At 36.9% G+C, this 18,098-nt stretch carries 16 protein-coding genes; 13 read left to right on the plus strand and 3 right to left on the minus strand.

Annotated elements, in window-relative coordinates; genetic code table 11:
• Nucleotides 1-24 precede the first annotated feature (24 nt).
• Nucleotides 25-903, plus strand: a complete 879-nt coding sequence (locus tag CXF71_RS03995; protein WP_101231685.1) for a glucosaminidase domain-containing protein — start codon at nucleotides 25-27, stop codon at nucleotides 901-903.
• 128 nt (nucleotides 904-1,031) lie between these two features.
• Here CXF71_RS03995 and ttcA read toward each other — a convergent pair whose 3' ends face one another.
• Nucleotides 1,032-1,976 (minus strand): tRNA 2-thiocytidine(32) synthetase TtcA, encoded by a 945-nt coding sequence (ttcA, locus tag CXF71_RS04000; protein ID WP_198559825.1) that lies wholly within the window; start codon nucleotides 1,974-1,976, stop codon nucleotides 1,032-1,034.
• A 426-nt stretch (nucleotides 1,977-2,402) separates the two neighbouring features.
• On the opposite strand from ttcA, the gene CXF71_RS04005 reads away from it, so the two are divergent.
• The 11 genes from CXF71_RS04005 to CXF71_RS04055 all read left to right on the plus strand — a co-directional run bounded on the left by CXF71_RS04005 (nucleotide 2,403) and on the right by CXF71_RS04055 (nucleotide 13,982).
• Nucleotides 2,403-2,777 (plus strand): RNA-binding S4 domain-containing protein, encoded by a 375-nt coding sequence (locus tag CXF71_RS04005; RefSeq protein WP_101231686.1) that lies wholly within the window; start codon nucleotides 2,403-2,405, stop codon nucleotides 2,775-2,777.
• A 225-nt stretch (nucleotides 2,778-3,002) separates the two neighbouring features.
• A complete protein-coding gene (locus CXF71_RS04010; RefSeq protein ID WP_101231687.1) occupies nucleotides 3,003-3,257 on the plus strand; it encodes a hypothetical protein in 255 nt (84 codons plus the stop codon).
• Between the two features lie 826 nt (nucleotides 3,258-4,083).
• Nucleotides 4,084-4,545 carry a hypothetical protein gene (locus tag CXF71_RS04015; RefSeq protein ID WP_101231688.1) on the plus strand — a complete coding sequence of 154 codons (462 nt, stop codon included), beginning with the start codon at nucleotides 4,084-4,086 and terminating at the stop codon, nucleotides 4,543-4,545.
• Between the two features lie 469 nt (nucleotides 4,546-5,014).
• Nucleotides 5,015-5,404, plus strand: coding sequence for a BlaI/MecI/CopY family transcriptional regulator (locus CXF71_RS04020; protein ID WP_101231689.1), 390 nt, complete (start codon nucleotides 5,015-5,017; stop codon nucleotides 5,402-5,404).
• The gene (locus CXF71_RS04025) at nucleotides 5,401-6,369 is read left to right on the plus strand and encodes a M56 family metallopeptidase (protein WP_101231690.1); all 969 of its coding nucleotides are present in this window, start codon (nucleotides 5,401-5,403) and stop codon (nucleotides 6,367-6,369) included. Before CXF71_RS04020 ends, CXF71_RS04025 begins: the two co-directional genes overlap by 4 nt.
• A gap of 35 nt (nucleotides 6,370-6,404) precedes the next feature.
• Entirely contained in the window at nucleotides 6,405-7,820 is a 1,416-nt protein-coding gene (locus tag CXF71_RS04030) for a TolC family protein (RefSeq protein ID WP_232771374.1), read from the plus strand.
• Between the two features lie 2 nt (nucleotides 7,821-7,822).
• Nucleotides 7,823-9,058, plus strand: coding sequence for an efflux RND transporter periplasmic adaptor subunit (locus CXF71_RS04035; protein WP_101231691.1), 1,236 nt, complete (start codon nucleotides 7,823-7,825; stop codon nucleotides 9,056-9,058).
• Between the two features lie 72 nt (nucleotides 9,059-9,130).
• Nucleotides 9,131-12,274 carry an efflux RND transporter permease subunit gene (locus tag CXF71_RS04040; RefSeq protein ID WP_101231692.1) on the plus strand — a complete coding sequence of 1,048 codons (3,144 nt, stop codon included), beginning with the start codon at nucleotides 9,131-9,133 and terminating at the stop codon, nucleotides 12,272-12,274.
• On the plus strand, nucleotides 12,267-12,965 hold the full coding sequence (locus tag CXF71_RS04045) for a HupE/UreJ family protein (protein WP_101231693.1): 699 nt from the start codon (nucleotides 12,267-12,269) through the stop codon (nucleotides 12,963-12,965). The genes CXF71_RS04040 and CXF71_RS04045 overlap by 8 nt, the downstream gene beginning before the upstream one ends.
• A gap of 58 nt (nucleotides 12,966-13,023) precedes the next feature.
• The gene (locus CXF71_RS04050; protein WP_101231694.1) at nucleotides 13,024-13,587 is read left to right on the plus strand and encodes a hypothetical protein; all 564 of its coding nucleotides are present in this window, start codon (nucleotides 13,024-13,026) and stop codon (nucleotides 13,585-13,587) included.
• A gap of 62 nt (nucleotides 13,588-13,649) precedes the next feature.
• A complete protein-coding gene (locus tag CXF71_RS04055) occupies nucleotides 13,650-13,982 on the plus strand; it encodes a DUF6488 family protein (RefSeq protein WP_101231695.1) in 333 nt (110 codons plus the stop codon).
• Nucleotides 13,983-14,153: 171 nt separating this feature from the next.
• On the opposite strand, the gene CXF71_RS21395 is transcribed toward CXF71_RS04055, so the two are convergent.
• Both CXF71_RS21395 and CXF71_RS04060 read right to left on the minus strand, forming a co-directional pair.
• A complete protein-coding gene (locus tag CXF71_RS21395) occupies nucleotides 14,154-14,303 on the minus strand; it encodes a hypothetical protein (RefSeq protein ID WP_157826690.1) in 150 nt (49 codons plus the stop codon).
• 134 nt (nucleotides 14,304-14,437) lie between these two features.
• A complete protein-coding gene (locus CXF71_RS04060) occupies nucleotides 14,438-15,190 on the minus strand; it encodes a hypothetical protein (protein WP_101231696.1) in 753 nt (250 codons plus the stop codon).
• Nucleotides 15,191-15,695: 505 nt separating this feature from the next.
• On the opposite strand from CXF71_RS04060, the gene CXF71_RS04065 reads away from it, so the two are divergent.
• A partial coding sequence (locus CXF71_RS04065) for a LamG-like jellyroll fold domain-containing protein (protein WP_198559826.1) occupies nucleotides 15,696-18,098 on the plus strand: 2,403 nt, incomplete at its 3' end.

Raw genomic sequence — 18,098 nt, forward strand, 5'->3', positions numbered from 1 at the left:
CATTTATCATAAATAAGGATCTTTATGAAAGGAATTTTTTTCATTCGTTTTATTTTAGTGGTAGCGCTAGTTGCAGCGGTTCTCGCACCATTTACTTTTTTGATACCACAACCCTTGGTCAATGTTACCAGTGGGGAGAATGTACCAACACCCGTTAAAGTAGTTGTACCCATTGTTGAAAAAGTGAAGGTAATTGAGAAACCGTTACATCAGGTAAATTTACCTGATTTTGCGGCTATTTATGATATACCCACCAAAAAACGCCAATTTTTTTCGTTTATCCGTCCAGCAATTGAAGATAAAAACAATGAGTTATCACAGGATAGGACACAACTTGAGTATTGGCAGGGCCAAATATCATTAGGTTTAGGGCTGACAGAAGAGGAGCAAGCTTCATTACAAACGCTTATCAAGGTTTATCGTATTAATAAGGAAGCTTCAACATTACAGCAAATTGATGATTTGTTGGTGCGTGTTGATATTATCCCTACCTCGTTAGTGTTGGTTCAGGCAGCTAATGAGTCTGCCTGGGGAACCTCACGTTTTGCTAGAATAGGTCTAAACTTCTTTGGTATTTGGTGTTACAAAACGGGTTGTGGCATGGTGCCAGGTGGTCGAAATACTGGCGCTAAACATGAGGTAGCGGCATTTCAAAGTGTTGATGCTGCTGTTTCGGGTTACTTTAATAATATAAATAAGCATAACGCTTATCATATGTTTAGAACCATTCGTGCCGAATTAAGAGCACAAGATCAACCGCTAGATGCTGAAATTTTAGCAACAGGGTTGTTACCTTATTCCGAGCGTGGTGCGCATTACGTGTTAGATATCACCGATATGTTACGCCATAATCAGCGATACTTTGTTAAGTCAAATAGCCAACAGAGTATTTTAGCTGATTAATGATTTAAGCTAGCAGTTAACTTATCGAGTAATTTTATCTAGCAGAGATATCAAATAAAAACGGCCAATGTCATAAACATTGGCCGTTTTTATTTAGTTCAGGTGAAACCTAATAGGTTTACCCTACATTATTTGACTTCAATAACATTGAGTTGTTGATCGCTATTAAGATAATCTTTAGCTGATAAATCCTCTGGTGTTTCAATAGCCACTTCATCAAAAGCAGTATCACCACCGTTAATAATACCCGAACTACTATTAATATTTTTAAAATCAAACAAGTTACTGTCACATAAATGTGAAGGCACAACGTTTTGCATTGCGGTAAACATAGACTCAATTCGTCCCGGAAACTGTTCATGCCAATCATTTAGCATGCGTTTTATGTTTTGTCTTTGCATATTCGGCTGAGAGCCACACAAGTTACAAGGGATTATCGGGAATTGCTTCAATTCACTGTATTGAATAAGCTCACTTTCTTTACAAAAAGCTAAAGGACGTATAACAACATGCTCGCCATTATCAGAGACAAGCTTGGCTGGCATCGCTTTCATTTTTCCGCCATAAAACATATTCAACATGAGGGTTTCAATCATGTCGTCACGATGATGCCCTAGTGCTATTTTTGTTGCCCCAATATTTTTAGCTGCTTTGTATAAAATAGCGCGACGTAAGCGAGAGCATAAGCTACAAGTCGTTTTACCCTCAGGTACTTTGTCTTTGACAATACCGTAAGTGTTTTCTTCAACGATATGATATTCCACACCAAGCTTATCGAGATACTCGGGTAAAATATGCTCAGGAAAGCCTGGTTGCTTTTGATCTAAATTAACGGCAACTATGTCGAAGTGAATAGGGGCTGATTCTTTTAAGAGCATTAAAATGCTTAGCATGGCATAGCTGTCTTTACCGCCAGATAAGCACACCATCACCTTATCGCCGTCTTCAATCATATTATATTGCGCAATTGCTTGACCAACATTTCGCCTAAGTTTCTTTTCTAATTTTATAAATTGCGTTTTTTGGATCGATGTTAGTTTGGTATTGGGTAAAGTTAGCTGTGCTGCAGTCATGTGGTTTACTTTATTGATTGAAATTAACGGCGGGAATTATAGCAGTTTGATAAAGAATACCAAGAGGATTAATTATTCATCTTAATGACAGAGGAAACTTGAGAGGGGATAGATGTTTTAGACACAAATAAATAGCTTAATAAAAGCGTATTTTTTGTTTTATTTGGTACTGTTTCTGGTGCCTATCTTTAGTTGGGTGATCATTCACCAAGTAACGCATGGTACTAATTCGTTATGAGGGGCGTTTTTTAAGATGTATAAATCTATGTTGAATTGAAGTGGCATAGTTTCAATTTTTACGTATTCTTACATCACGTATTTATCGTCTATGCTATCTCTACATTATTAAATTTCCTTAATATAATTTTAATTCAATATATGTTAGAATTTAACAATATTAATATTTAAAATTATTAGGCGTATTTCATGTCTGAACACCCAATTTTCGACATTTGTGTTGAACCGATAGAACTTTATAAATTACTCAAGATTTCCAATTTGGTTGGCGATGGCGAAGCTAAAACCCTGATCAGCGAAGGTAAAATTTTAGTAAATAAGAAAGTAGAAGTGCAAAAGCGTAAAAAAATTCGCCGTGGCGATGTTATCGATTTTGACGGTAAAACGATTGAAGTTGCTTATACTCCGGCTAAAAAAACAGCAGAGTTTATTAGTACCGTTGTTTCAGCGAATAATAAATCAAAAATTAAAAAAAGAGCTAAAAGTAAAGCGCGGGTTGCTTCATCAGAAACTGTTAGTAAACCATCGACCGAACGCTCGAAAAGAAAGTCTGAATCGGTTTAATTATTCTTGAGTTCAGAGTACTAAGTTTTTACCGTTATTCAAAATAAAGCGCGGATTTTTAATTGGGAAAAGTTCAACTCCCCAATTACATCAAAAAAAGCCTTTAAAAATTAGCATGAAATAGCTCAGTACATAATAAAACCCGTAAAGTTTGGTTTGTGAGGCTTTACGGGTTTTTATTAGTAATAAACACCAACAATCCCCGAAAGGCATTAAGTTTCCACTATGAGTTTATTAGCACTCGTGGAAGAAACAGTTAAAGTAATCAGGGAAGAAAAACGCGGTTATATTAATGAACAAGCCTTTCCATTATTACAGCACCTCGGCTTAAACAGTGAGGATTGCCTACAACTGGCACAACACTTCGGTAAACAATACCACCAAGTGGTTGGATCAATCAGTGAATTATCTGCGTTTGCTGCTTATACAGACAAACAATGGGTAAGTGGATATCGACAGCAAACTCCTATCTTCGAGTAAAACTAATAATCACCAAATTTTTAACGGTAAAGATATTTACCGTTGTTCTGGGTGCCTTAAATATTGATAATTAGATGGTTTTCATCAAATTCAGCAAAAAAATAAGGTAAGTCTGATATTTTAAGTTCATGGATGTACCTGACTTTCATTGTAAGCTAACATTTCTTTGAGAGAATTTTCTTAAGCATCAGTGACAGGCTATTATGTATTTAACTTTTTGATAACAGGAGCGGATTGACTAACACCTTGATTTTTTGACACAAAAAAGCCGCTGTTTTGTTTTATTTGGTGCCGCTACGGGACTCGTCCTTGCGTCTTACTCCCATTAACTCTAGTGCTTTGTTGCTTGTAATGGTTCCTGATGTTACATGTGGTGTTACATTGTGCGAAAGTCATTACAGGATTAACGGGGAATTTACTAAGCTTATTCATTAGAAAAAATCATGTGAAATTAATGATCACTTTGTGCGCTAAGCGGAAGTTACGAGTGACTAAATCAATACTTCAGCTCCTAGCCAATTGCGGTCATTATGCCTTCTTCAATATTTCGCTTATGTGGTAGTGAACTCCCCGCAGATTACTATTATCAAAGGGGCTATCTAGATTGGATTCAATACAGTACAGTGGTAACTTATAATGTATGCCATGTAAAACCATTTTTGTTCTAGCCTATTGCATAAATAAATATATAAGGCTGTAAAGATGGATTCTTCACTGTTTTCTATTCACTGTTTAGCAAACATGGCAAGTCGCTCAAAAAATATTAAACGACAGGAGAACTATCATCGACCATAACAGTATTCTTATTGGATTTTCTCAACTTGCTGTGGGGCTAGCTGGTTTTTCATCTGTATTGGTAGCATTGAGAGGTCCTACGAATCAATGGATAGCAATTGATTTGTTCAGAATAAAAGGCATGCTAGGGGCAAGTTTTGCAGTAACATTTATATCTCTTTTCCCAATATTGCTTGCTTTTTTTGCTATTGATGAGGAAACAAAATGGCAAATGTCATTAATTATGACAGCCATTGTATTACTTTCAGCTAGTTTATTTGTTTACTTTTCGTATAAAAAGTTACCGTTAATAGATAAAAATGTAGTGTCCCCAAAAGCGGTCTGGACCATCTTGCTAATTATGTTCACTTTTGCAGTTATTGCGTTGATTGCTGCCTTTAGCTATATAAATATAGCATCAGGCGTATTCTTTTTAGGCCTTCTATTAGTCCTGGGAATAGCTGTATTTTTAGTAGTACGTTTTATTTTTGTCCGGCCCAAGCCCAAAGACTGACAAGAAAAGATTTAATGCATCGCTGATTTGAGCATTATAGAGACAAAATATAATCCCAACGCTATTTTTATAATCACGCCTAATGTCGTTAAGGTGGCTTTGTTGACTATCAAGATGAAGGTAGCTCAACATCTAATGAACACTAAAAATAGCTCGAAATCCATTGATGTTAACTATATTCGTATCTTTGTTAACATTGAACTAGTGATTATTAGAGACTTCTTCAGCTAGCCAAAAGCGGACATTAAGCCTTTGCAAATGCAGGAGCATATTTAGGGTAATATTAGCCAATATTTTATGTTCACTTGTGGGGCTGGTTTAAGCTCTTTATAGTCTTTCAGTCCTGAATTAAGCCATACTTAAAACCTACCTAAAGTAAAAGATTTAGTGGAACAAACCTAAAAACCGATTGCCTCTCGGTTTTTAATGTGACAATATCACAACACTTAAATAGGGTAGTGAAAAGTCTATGCAACTCGGTGAACTAGAAAAACAAGTATTAGAATACCTTTGGAAGGCAAAGCCTGCTGATGCTAAGCAGGTACATAGCTATTTCGAAAAAAACCGAGGCGGCTCTCTTAATACAATTCAAAGCACGTTAGATCGCTTATTTAAAAAAGACCTGCTAAGTCGGGTAAAGAACGGCCACGCATATCAATATTTCCCTAAAGTTGCTCGCCAAGAATTGATAGGCCAACTCATTAAAAGTGTTACTCATGATTTTGTTGTTAAAGATGAAAATAGCGTTATCGCGGCTTTTTCTTCAATTTCATCTGATCTAGATGAGGATCAGTTGGATAAACTTGAAGCTATGATTGAGCAACAGCGCAAAAAATTAAAAACAAAGGCCGAAAAATGATTTATGGTCATTGGGCGTTAGCATTCAATTTACTCACGATTACCGTGTTAGCTTTTATCGTTGCCAATGGCTTTATTTCGCTAACTTTTTGGTCGATAAAAAATAAAATCCAAAGATACACTGTGTCTACCCGTAAATCATTACTCTGGTTATGTGTGCTTTCACCTTGGCTTATTGCTCTATCTGTAACGCTGTTATTTAGCCCTCTTTTTCAATCAGGGGCAATGTTTGTATGGCTAACTGAATTAGCTCACTGGCATCATCCTAATATTTATTATTTTTTAAGCTGGCATAGTATTAGTTTAATTATCTTCATCGGCTTCAGTCTCACTATTGCTGTTCGAAGTCTAGTTGTAGCTTACAAAAATCACTATCAGATAATTTTGTTGCGCACTTTAGCGACAAAGAAGAGTGAGAACGTCTTTATAATCAATTCATCGATCCCGACAGCATTCACAGGTGGATTAATTAAACCATCGTGCTTTATATCTACAGCCTTAATAGAGCAACTAGATTCAGATGACATTGAAATAATCATTCAACATGAACTTGCTCATTTACACTATGCTGACCCACTAAAAAAGTGGGTATTTTCATTATTGTCTTCTTATTTTTCACCTAATGTTAAGAAAGTATTGAAATCGATGATGGCAATTACCATGGAGCAAGCGGCTGATTCTTTCTTCGTAAAAACTCAACAACAGGCGCACAATGTTGCAAGTACGTTAGTGAGATTTACTAAGTTAGCGGCTAAATATTCCATACATGAACAGTTCAAAAGTGAATTACTTGTTCACTTTTGTCGTCAATCAATTGAACAAAGAGTATTGGAATTGCTCAATGATACTCAACTCAAACCTTTTCCAATGAAAGTGGTTTTACTCACAATAATACTATTAGCCGTCATATCAATGACATCAGTAGATAGCCTCCATCACGCTATTGAAACGCTATTCGATCATTAAAATAATAATTCAAGGCTTACTCCAAGGTAATAATAATGAAACTATTTACTCAATCATTCACAAATAAAAAACCGACCGCCAATCGGTTTTTATCAAGGCGTTATGTAAAATTTAGCGTTGCTGTGCTGATGATTACTTCAACACTCTCAGCTTATACATACTCAGGTTATGCATATTCAGAAGACAGCCCACTGAAATCGGTTGACTTATCTACGGCAATATCTCAAACAATGAATATGCACCCAGAACTAAAAGTATTTGCTAATCAAGCTGATATTTATAAGGGGTATGCACAACAAGCTGGTATTCAGGTTAGACCAGAAATTGGACTTACCATTGAGGATGCAATGGGTACGGGTGATCATAGTGGCTTTAAAAGTGCGCAATCCACACTATCGATCTCATGGGTTTTAGATAACTCTCTAGTAAAAAATAGAGTGGCAAATGCTAAGATTCAGGGATCAACCGTTGCATTCGCGCGAGAAATTAAAGCGCTAGATTTAGCCGCACAAACAGCAAAATATTTTATCCAAGTATTGGTCAATGAAGAGCGATTAAAACTGTCAAAAATGAGCTTGAAGCAAGCGGTTAAATCATTTGAAGCAGTAACTAAACGTGTAAATACAGGAAAGTCTTCTTTAGTTGATAAACTAAAATCACAAGCTGAAGTAGCTAAACGAGAATTAGTTGTTGAAGACTTAACTCATGAAGTAGATGCCAGCAAATATCAGTTATTGGCGCAGTGGCAAGGACAGGGGCAAAGCGAGCAACATAAAGAAACTAACATCATTGGGTCATTATTATCGTTACCCCACTTACCTTTAACCAATAGCACCGATGTTGATTCACTATTTACTCATCTAAAACAACTGCCTTCGGTCAGTCTTTTCGCTACAAAACAGCGAATTGTCCAGTCTGAGATTGAACTTGCTCGTATTGAAACTAAACCACTATGGAAATTTACAACGGGATTAAGACGTTACGAAACAACCGATGATTTTGGTTTAGTCGCTGGAATTTCAATTCCTTTTGGTGATAGCAATCAAAATAAAGGGAAAATAAATGCGTTACACGCGTCTAAAACTGAATTAGAAACAGCGTCACAAGCACTCGTTCATCAATTGAATACACAATTGTATGTGCTTATTGAACAAATGAAACACAGCCAACATGTCATTCATGCTATGACTAAAAACCTTATACCTGTGCTTGAACAAGCTTTTGTTGAAGCTGAAAAAGCTTACAAAATTGGCCGATATAGCTATACCGAGTGGACGAATACTCAAAAAGAATTATTAGATGCTCAGTCAGACTTGATTGCTGCTTATCAAAATGCACATTTAAACAATATTGAAATAGAGCGATTAACGGGTACGTCCCTATTTGCCATTAATAAAAACGCTAATACACCTTTTAACGCTCAATCTATTGAAAAAAATAACGAGAAATAATCATGAAATCAACATTTAAAATATTAACTCTAATAAGCACAATGTGCTTTGTTAGCTTAAGTACAAGTTTCTCTAGCCTTGCCTTTTCAGAGCAAAAGGTAGAAGAAACCGAGCCAGAGAAAGGGCCGAATCGTGGACTTATGTTGAAAAAAGATAATTTTGCCATTGAACTATCCATTTTTGAAACGGGAGTACCCCCTGAGTTTCGTGTGTGGGCAACTGAGAATGGAAAAGCTATTGACCCTGCGAAAGTAGAGCTAAATGTAAAATTGACCCGCTTAGGTGATGGTATAGATGACATAAACTTTTATCAGGAAGGTGAATATCTTCGTGGTGATATGGTTATCTACGAGCCTCACTCATTCATTGTCTCTCTAACGGCTAATTATCAGGGTAAATCCTATAACTGGCAGTATGACAACTTTGAAGGTCGCACAAAAATTTCTGAAGATATTGCAGAGGCAATGGAAATATCGACTGAAGTTGTAGGGCCATCAACATTTCATGAAACAGTTAAAGTGTATGGCAAGCTTGTTTTACCTAGTGACGCTACCAGTAATGTTTATGCTCGATTCGATGGGTTGGTTAAAAAAGTTCACGTCAAGCTAGGTGATGCAATTAAGAAAGGTCAATTGTTACTCACTCTGGAAAGTAATGAAAGTTTGCAATCTTATACGGTGACATCAACTCAAAAAGGCATTGTGAGTGCGGTTAACGTTACTTCTGGTGAGCAATCTAAAGGCCGAATATTACTTACGGTGACTAATGATGAAACCTTAGTTGCTGAGCTAGCTGTTTTTCCTTTGGATTTAGCCAAAATTAATATTGGCGCAAAAACAACGCTTAACATTAATGGTGTTGAAAAACAGTACACAAGTAAAATTGATAGCCGAGTATTAAAAGTTAGGAATGATCAGGCTAAGCTATTTCGTGTCTTAGTAAACAATAGTGATTCCTTATTATCTGAAGGCTCTTTTGTGAGTGCAAGAATTGAAATTGGCTCATTTGACGTAGCGATGGCAGTAAAGCGTAAGGCATTGCAGAGCTTTCGTGATTTTACCGTGGTTTATGCCAAGGTTGGTAATGAATATGAAGTAAGAATGCTTGAATTAGGCCGCATAGTGGGTGATGAAATTGAAGTGTTAGGCGGTATATCCGTAGGCACTGAATATGTCACTGAGAATAGTTATATCCTCAAAGCCGATGTTGAAAAATCTGGCGCATCACATGATCATTAAGGGTTTCCCTTTTAATTACAATGGTTAGTAAAAAAGTTTACTCCTAAAAGACTTACTTTTAAAGGAAAGATAATGCTCGAATATTTACTCAGATTTTCTATTCGTAGAAACTCAATTATTATGTTGGCGGTACTCGCCTTCGCAGGACTTGGTCTTTGGAATTTTACCAAGCTGCCGATCGATGCCGTCCCTGATATCACCAATATTCAGGTAATGATCAACACCGAAGCCCCAGGATATACACCGCTTGAAGTGGAACAACGGGTTACTTACCCATTAGAAACCGCATTGGCAGGCATACCAAATTTAGTGAGTACACGCTCTGTTTCACGTTATGGCTTATCGCAAGTAACCGCCATTTTTAGTGATGATACTGATATTTACTTTGCCAGACAATTAGTGAATGAACGCTTAGTCTCCGCAAAATCAGATTTACCTTTTGGATTAGAGCCTGAACTTGGACCTATAGCAACTGGGTTAGGTGAAATATTCATGTTTACCGTGGATGCTGAGCCTAATGCACGTAATGATGAAGGGAAGTTAATAACAGCTACAGATTTAAGAACGGTTCATGATTGGATTATTCGCCCTCAGTTAATGCAAGTGGATGGTGTGGTTGAAGTTAACCCTATTGGTGGTTTTAAACGTGAAATACTTGTTGCCTTTGAGCCTAAAAAGCTACTGGAATTTGGCCTTAATCAGCAAGATATTATTCAAGCGATCGAAAATAACAATGATAATAAGGGCGCTGGGTTTATAGAAAAAAATGGCGCTCAATGGTTATTACGTATCCCCGGACAAGTGGAAAGTTTAGAGGCTATCGCTAATATTCCTGTTAGGACAACTGAAGGCAGTGTAATTCGAATTTCTGATGTCGCTAAAGTACAAGAAGGAAAAGAATTAAGAACAGGTGCTGCAACCCAAAATGGTAGAGAAGTTGTGATGAGTACCGTTTTCATGCTCATTGGTGAGAACAGCCGAAATGTTGCTAAAGCGGTTGGTATAAAGTTAGACGAAGTTAAAGCGAGTTTACCCTCAGGTATTACCGTTACCGCTGTGTATGACCGTACTACCTTAGTGGAGAAGACACTCGATACTGTAAAAATGAACCTCTTTGAAGGGGCGTTATTAGTCATTGTCGTGTTGTTTTTGTTGTTAGGCAATATGAGAGCTGCATTGCTTACTGCTGCGGTTATCCCATTTGCTATGTTAATGACTGTAACGGGCATGGTACAAGTAGGCGTAAGTGCCAATCTGATGAGTTTAGGAGCGTTAGATTTTGGACTACTTGTTGATGGTGCGATTATCATCGTTGAGAATTGTCTAAGAAAGCTCAGCTCAGCTTCTGCCAATGGTCGTACCATGGCAGTTAATGAACGATTAGCACTGGTCTATGAAGCAACTAAAGAAGTCATCCGTCCGGCATTATTTGGCGTATTTATTATAACTGCTGTTTATTTACCTATTTTTGCTCTTACGGGAGTCGAAGGGAAAATGTTTCACCCTATGGCAATAACCGTTGTTATAGCTCTATGTTGTGCAATGTTTTTATCAGTAACTTTTGTTCCGGCAGCTATTGCTATTTTGTTCAAAGGTCCTGTAAAAGAAAAAGAAAATATCATTATAAAATCATCTTTAGCCCTTTATCGTCCTTCTTTAACGTTTGCGCTTAAAGTTCGCTGGTTTGTTGTGGTTTTCGCTGTTGGACTTGTCGGCTTAGCAGGATTTTCTGCCAATAAACTTGGTAGTGAATTTGTGCCAAACCTTGATGAAGGTGATATCGCCATGCATGCATTGCGTATTCCAGGCACGTCATTATCGCAAGCTGTCGCGTTACAAAAAGTCTTAGAAGAAAAAATCAATCAAATGCCAGAAGTTGAACGTGTCTTTGCAAAAATAGGCACAGCCGATGTTGCAACAGATGCTGTACCACCAAGTGTTGCCGATAATTTTATTATTTTAAAACCACGCAGTGAATGGCCAAATCCTAATAAACCTAAAGCACAATTTGTTGAAGAATTAGCAGCCGTAGTAGAGCCTATACCAGGTAATCGATATGAGTTCTTACAACCAATACAAATGCGCTTTAATGAGTTGTTATCAGGGGTTCGTGCAGAGCTGGCTATCAAAGTGTTTGGCGATGACTTTGATACATTAGCTGCGTTAGGAAAGAGCATAAACACAGCTATTATTAATGTTGAGGGGATTGCTGATATTCAAGTAGAGAGAACGACTGGTTTACCTATAATGACGATTAATCCTAAACTTGCCCAGCTAGCAAAATATGGAATAAGCGTGAAGCAACTACAAGATCAACTTTCCACAGCGCTAGGCGGTACGATTGCGGGTAAGTTCTATCAAGGTGACCAACGTGCAGACATAGTAGTACGTCTTCCAGAAGGGCTAAGAACCGATGTTGATGCCTTGGCTTACTTACCAATACAGATGTTCGATAACAGTTATGTTCCATTACAGGAGGTAGCTGAATTGGTATTGGTTGAAGGTGCAAACCAAGTTAATAGAGAAAATGGCAAACGTAGAGTGTTTGTTACCGCTAACGTTCGAGGGAGAGATTTAGGATCATTTGTTAAGGATGTTCAAGCATCTATCGATGAGTCTGTTGAAATACCTGCGGGTTACTGGATTGAATATGGCGGCACCTACCAAAAATTACAATCAGCATCAGAACGCCTATCTATCGTAGTTCCTATTACGTTGGTGATGATTATTGGTCTTCTTTTCTTGGCTTTAGGCTCATTTAAAGATTCCATGATTATTTTCACTGGTGTTCCATTAGCCTTAACAGGGGGGATTTTTGCTTTACTGTTGAGAGATATTCCTTTTTCAATATCAGCCGCTGTTGGTTTTATTGCTTTATCAGGCATCGCTATTTTAAATGGCCTGGTTATGGTCTCGTTTATACGAGAACTTAGACGTGAAGGAGCTGCTTTAGATACGGCTATTATCGAAGGTGCATTGACAAGACTTCGACCTGTGCTAACAACCGCGCTTGTTGCCTCATTAGGTTTTGTGCCTATGGCACTTAATACGGGCATTGGCTCAGAGGTTCAACGCCCACTAGCAACTGTGGTGATCGGAGGGGTGATCTCCTCAACTATATTGACGCTATTCGTTCTTCCAGCTTTATATCGTTTACTACATCGTGAAGAGACCTCCACTGAAACAACTCATTCAAAGGAAACCGTTAATGTTTAATATTATACAGCGATATGGCTTGTTGAGTTTTATCGCTTTACTTGCCATATGGTTACCGATTGAAGCCTTTGCTCATGGTGTCGATGAAAGCACACGAGCATTTTTACTACAAAACACTGGCGTACAAATCATCCCATTTTTGTATATCGGTGCTAAACATATGGTGACGGGGTACGATCATTTATTGTTTTTAGTAGGTGTGTTGTTCTTTTTATATAGAAGTCGAGACGTTTTATTGTATGTCAGTATGTTTACGCTAGGACACAGTTTAACCTTATTGTTTGGCGTGATCAGTGACATACAAGTTAATGCTTATTTAATCGATGCCATTATTGGGCTATCGGTGGTTTATAAGGCCTTTGATAATTTAGGTGGTTTTAATCGACTCTTTGGTAAATCACCCAATGCAAAGCTTGCGGTACTAATTTTTGGCCTTTTTCACGGCTTTGGCTTAGCAACCAAGTTACAAGAGTTTCAACTTCCTGATGACGGCTTAATTACTAATTTAATTGCCTTTAATGTTGGGGTTGAATTAGGACAGTTTACCGCCTTGGCCTTTATTCTTTTAGTGATTAATTTTTGGCGTAAACACAGTAGCTTCACTCGCTTTGCGACAAACACGAATTGTTTGTTGATGAGTGCAGGGTTTATGTTAGTAGGCTTTCAACTAACAGGTTATTTCATTAACTAATTAGCTAACTTAATCAATTTCACTTAGTAAACTTCACCCTATTTTAAGAGATAAAACGATGCAACAAAGCGATCCACAAAATATGCCACAAGCTATCACATTAACGAATACCGCACTGATCAAATATACGCTGTTCAGCTTAGTCTTCGCAGCCGTGACCCTATTTACAATTATATTACCTGCGGAATACAACATCGATCCCACAGGGTTAGGACATAAATTTGGACTAACCGTTTTTAACAATATCAAGGCCGAAACGTCTACTCCACTCTCTTCACAAGAAGCAGCCGAAAAATCAAAAGGTGCTACAGAAACCATTGAAGTGATCGTGCCTGCTGGTCGCGGTGTTGAATATAAATTCATCATGGCGCAATACCAAAAGCTTGAATACGAATGGATAACAGATAGTTCAGCATTGTATTTTGATTTACATGGCGAACCAGAAGGCGACACAACGGGCTATTTTGAAAGTTATGCAATAGCAACACTGGGTGAAATGAAAGGGAGTTTTACGGCACCATTTGCTGGCTCACATGGTTGGTATTGGAAAAACAGCTCTGACTCCCCAGTCACTGTTCAACTTATTGTAAAAGGTGAATACACCAAGCATGGCCTTAAATAATCACCTCAAATAATAGAAAAAAAACATACTTAGAATTTAATTAAAATAACTGGAGGACCAAAATGAAAACTTTAATAGCAGCCTTATTCATTACATTGATATTTACCACAAGTTCAGCATTCGCGCATACTGACCACGGAAAAATAAGCCCTAAAGTAGCAACACAAATTGCAGCTAAAGCTACCCAAAAACTGACTTTTAAAGATTTAGGTTTCAAGGTTGGAAAATTAGACCAGAGTTGGAAGAGTCTGACCTCAGAAGATTTCAAACTACATGCGGCAGAAGCTAACCGTTATATTGTTAGTGCTAACAATAAATCAGAAAATAAAATAATTTATTTCCTAATGACAATGTCAGGCGAAGTATTAAAAGTAAATTCTGAAGCGAAGTTTTAAATTGGCTAAGGGGTTGCCATACACAACCCCATTAATTTATTAACTGTGTTTATTTAAAGACTAAAAGATTATATTTAGCGATCAGTTGACCTAAAGGACAGTCATCCTCTAATGGTGGTTCATGGCACTTTGAAGTCACGCCAATACAATTTTTTGACTGTCTAAGCTGCCTTAGTTATCTGTCAGGGTAGAGGTAAACCTACGCTTCCTGAACACTGCAAACAGATGAAAAAAGCTATTAATATTAATGTCCGCTAACGTATCAAAGTGACTATTCATTTCCTTTGCGCCAATAGTCGCTTTCTCCGTCATCTCTGTCATTGAGTACTTTTTGTAAGCACGAATAGTTCTGGTAAACGAGTTATATGGTAGAAGCTATATTAGGGGGTTGAATAGAGAAAAATTGTAAAGACCACCCAAATGTTTAGGTGATCTTATTTCCATGCAATGTTTATTTATAAACCACTCATTTCCTTATTAACAGAGATAAGCTCATTCCATTGATTTTTAAATGACTTATTATAGTTGGCTTGAAATGCTTTAAAGCTTCCTTTACCGTATAACTCTTCAAAATGCTTACTAAACTCCAAATCTTCATCCCATTCTGCAAAAGATTCCATAGAAGAAAGTCCCATCATATGACGTCCATTTTTAAGACCTTGAATAAACTGATTGTCCATTACTGCCCAATATTTAGTTTTACCAATTTTACTGAGCGTTTTCTTTACTTGCATCAATAAATATTTTCCAACGTCTGATTCGTAATTCTTGCTTACAGTTAGGTATCTCGCCATAAATTTTTCAGGAGAAACTCCTTTATCTAAATTATTTATTTCTAACCCTTCTATAACACGCCATAATTCACTTTGTTTGTAAGAGGTAATATAAGGATTGATGTTATCTTCCCAGTCTTGGTCGTGTTTCTTGTTATCAGGTAGAGCATCTAACTCAGAAAAACTAACAGGCCCCATAACCCAAATTAAATCATTAGCATCAGGGCCATAAGTAACATTGTATATCTTTGTCTTAAGAGGAGCTTTTACGTGATATTTCTTAATATGTTCTCGCATATTATTTGTAAATTTTTTGGCGTTATTGTTGTCGATAGTAAATCGAAATGTATCCCATTGGGTGTAAGATTTAGCTTCTTCAGCTATAGCCGAAAATGTAAAAAGTATAGCCAAAACTAGCGTAGATATTTTTTTCATAATAGTACCTTCCAGTATACTATTACAGCTTTAAACCATGTGGTTAAAGAAGACGTCAATAATATGAATTAACAACAGAGCGAGTATAGTAAATAAATACAATATGTACATTTATTAGTACAAATGTACCATGTGGGTATTATTGAGACGACATGCACAACTGATAACGTTTGCGCTAAGCTCAATTGAGCCTTTAACATTAAATTTATCAAAGGCAGTTCATCCGACAGAGCAGTCATTAGGTATTTGTTGAGCCTTACATCATCTGCTAGCCAAAAGCGGACATTGTTTTTTTGTGAAACCATGATCATATCAAGGACAATTCTAACCAAAATTTACTGCATGTATGGGGACTGGTTTAACATTGCTGCCAGTGGTATTAATTTATTGAACATTTCACATTAATAATGCAGCAGCGTTTGGTCACTCCTTTTTACTTGCATACATGTACGTTTTACAACATAGTTGCATAGCTTAAAAAACAACCATGCAAGGATGTCGCACTATGAAAATTATAAGTAAATTATCTTTATCGTTATTTCTGACCATTTTAACAACCTTTTCTTGTTTTGCTCTTATTTCTCCCGTACAAGATTACACACTGTATTTTGAAGAATCTAGAGGTTTAAAAACTCAAGAGTTAAATGGAAAAGTATTTGATCAAGGGTTCAGCTTTACTGGCTGGTTTAAGTTCTCTAAGCTACCTCAAGGTGGTGGAGTAATAACTGGCTACAATTGGGAGAGTTTTGTCATAACTCATGACGGTACAAATTTAGAGATTTGGTTGAATCAAAATAATGTCAGAATGAATAACCTTCAATTAGATAGCTGGGTAAATTTAGCTATCACCTATGATAAAAACACCCTTAAAGTCTTTCTTAATGGAGAGTTACAAGGTTCACCAATTACGACAACCAATGATGTTGTCTTCCCTATAGGAGATGGTGTTAACTTTTTGGTTAGCGGCTTTTATGAAGATGGTTTTTATGGCAAAGCTAAGCAATTTAAAATCTGGGAAAGGGCTTTATCTGATGATGAGTTGTCTTTAGCAATAAATAATAAAAATTCAAACGAAAGTATAGGTATTAAACATCAATGGTTAATGGATTCTGGTCAAGGAAACGAAATTATAGATTCTGTTGGTGCTGCTAATTTTAAATTAAATGATGATATAAATACAAAAATTCCCTTGTGGCATTTTGAGAAATCCCCTTACGAATTCGATGTTAATTCGATAAACAAAGTATATTCTTCCGATAAAAACTTACCCTTTGTACATGTTTGGGGGGTCGCTGATTTTAATCAAGATGGTTTAAGCGAAATATTCGTTCATGGTGGTAATGATTACGACTCACCTGATTATACATCCATGTTGATTTTTGCTGATGATGGAATTGGAAATTTCTTTGACGCTTCAGATTCAATGATAGATGGCGGATTATATTACAAGACCTTTCCTTCCGGCAGAGAAACTTTAGTTCATGATTTTAATGGTGATGGCTATGATGATATTTTTGTCAATCAAGGTGGTGATCATGGTAATGATAGGATGAGATCTGAGTCAGATACATTGTTACTGAGTAGTGGTAATTCAGGTAAATTGTATCCAAAAGGTAATACTATCAAATCCCTTCCTTGTACGTTAAATAGCCCAAGTTTTGAAGGACAAAAACCTTGCCAATGGACTGAAGGCTCTCGCATGCAATACCCCGATCCGAATGCAGAACTGGTGGATGTAGATATACGAACAGACTCTCATGGATCTACAGTCGCCGATATTGATAATGATGGAGATTTAGACATATTTGTAGTCGTAGTTCCTTTTCCAGATAAAAAACCTGTTCAACCTTACTTTTTAATCAATGATGGAAACGGAAATTTTACAGCAAACTGGCAGTTAGTGCCAAACAAAGCTTTTGCTCCCTATACAGATTTATATACTGAAGGAGAATTTGAAGGTGAAGTGATGACTGCTGCTTATGTTATTGCTCGTTTAGATGACTTTGATAATGATGGCTTTATTGATTTGGCGTTATTTGGTAGTAACCGCGAGTTAGCTGCACGTCTTCCTCCTATAGTAGAGCAAGATCTATGGTTTGCATCGGCACATGAACTTATTGCTTGGGGAGATGCTACAGGCTTTAGTGAGGAATATACTGTACTTGAGTCAGTTGATTCTCACTTTATTCATACTAATGCGCATTCAACTTCAGTTGATATTGATAATGATGGAGACTTAGATATTATTATACCAAGAGATAATGGCAATGATGGTGCGGGTCTTTACATTCAAATATTTAGAAATGAAGGCAATAGAATATTTAAAGATATGACCCAAATGTTATTACCGCAGACTCTGTCCGATGCAAAAGTAAGACAATCTATACGTGGCGTATTTCAAATAGACTTAAACAAGGATGGTTGTATCGACTTTATGTTATCACAACCACCGCAATTCGTTACTGCTGCCGAGCATTATGCTCCACATCGTATATGGCTAAATAATTGTGCTGGTTATTTTACTGCCGTAGATGACTCTTTATTTGGTAAAGTCGGCTTAATGCTTCCGTTAGACTTAGATAATGATGGAGGACTTGATTTTGTTACTATGCACAGAGGTTTATCCAATAATAATAAAGGTGAATATTTAGAAATTACAACATTAAAACAAATTGCCGATATTAATATTGATCTATTCATAGACACCGATAGTGATGGCGTAAAAGATCAATTAGATAACGATGATGATGGCGATGGTGTTTCAGATACTGACGATTTATTTCCAAAAGATGCTAATGAATCTGTCGATACTGATGGTGATGGTATTGGGAATAATGCTGACACTGATGATGATGGCGATGGTGTTTTAGATACTGACGATGCATTCCTGCTTGATGCTAATGAATCT

This window comes from Colwellia sp. 12G3 (genome assembly GCF_002836775.1).
Taxonomy (GTDB): domain Bacteria; phylum Pseudomonadota; class Gammaproteobacteria; order Enterobacterales; family Alteromonadaceae; genus Colwellia.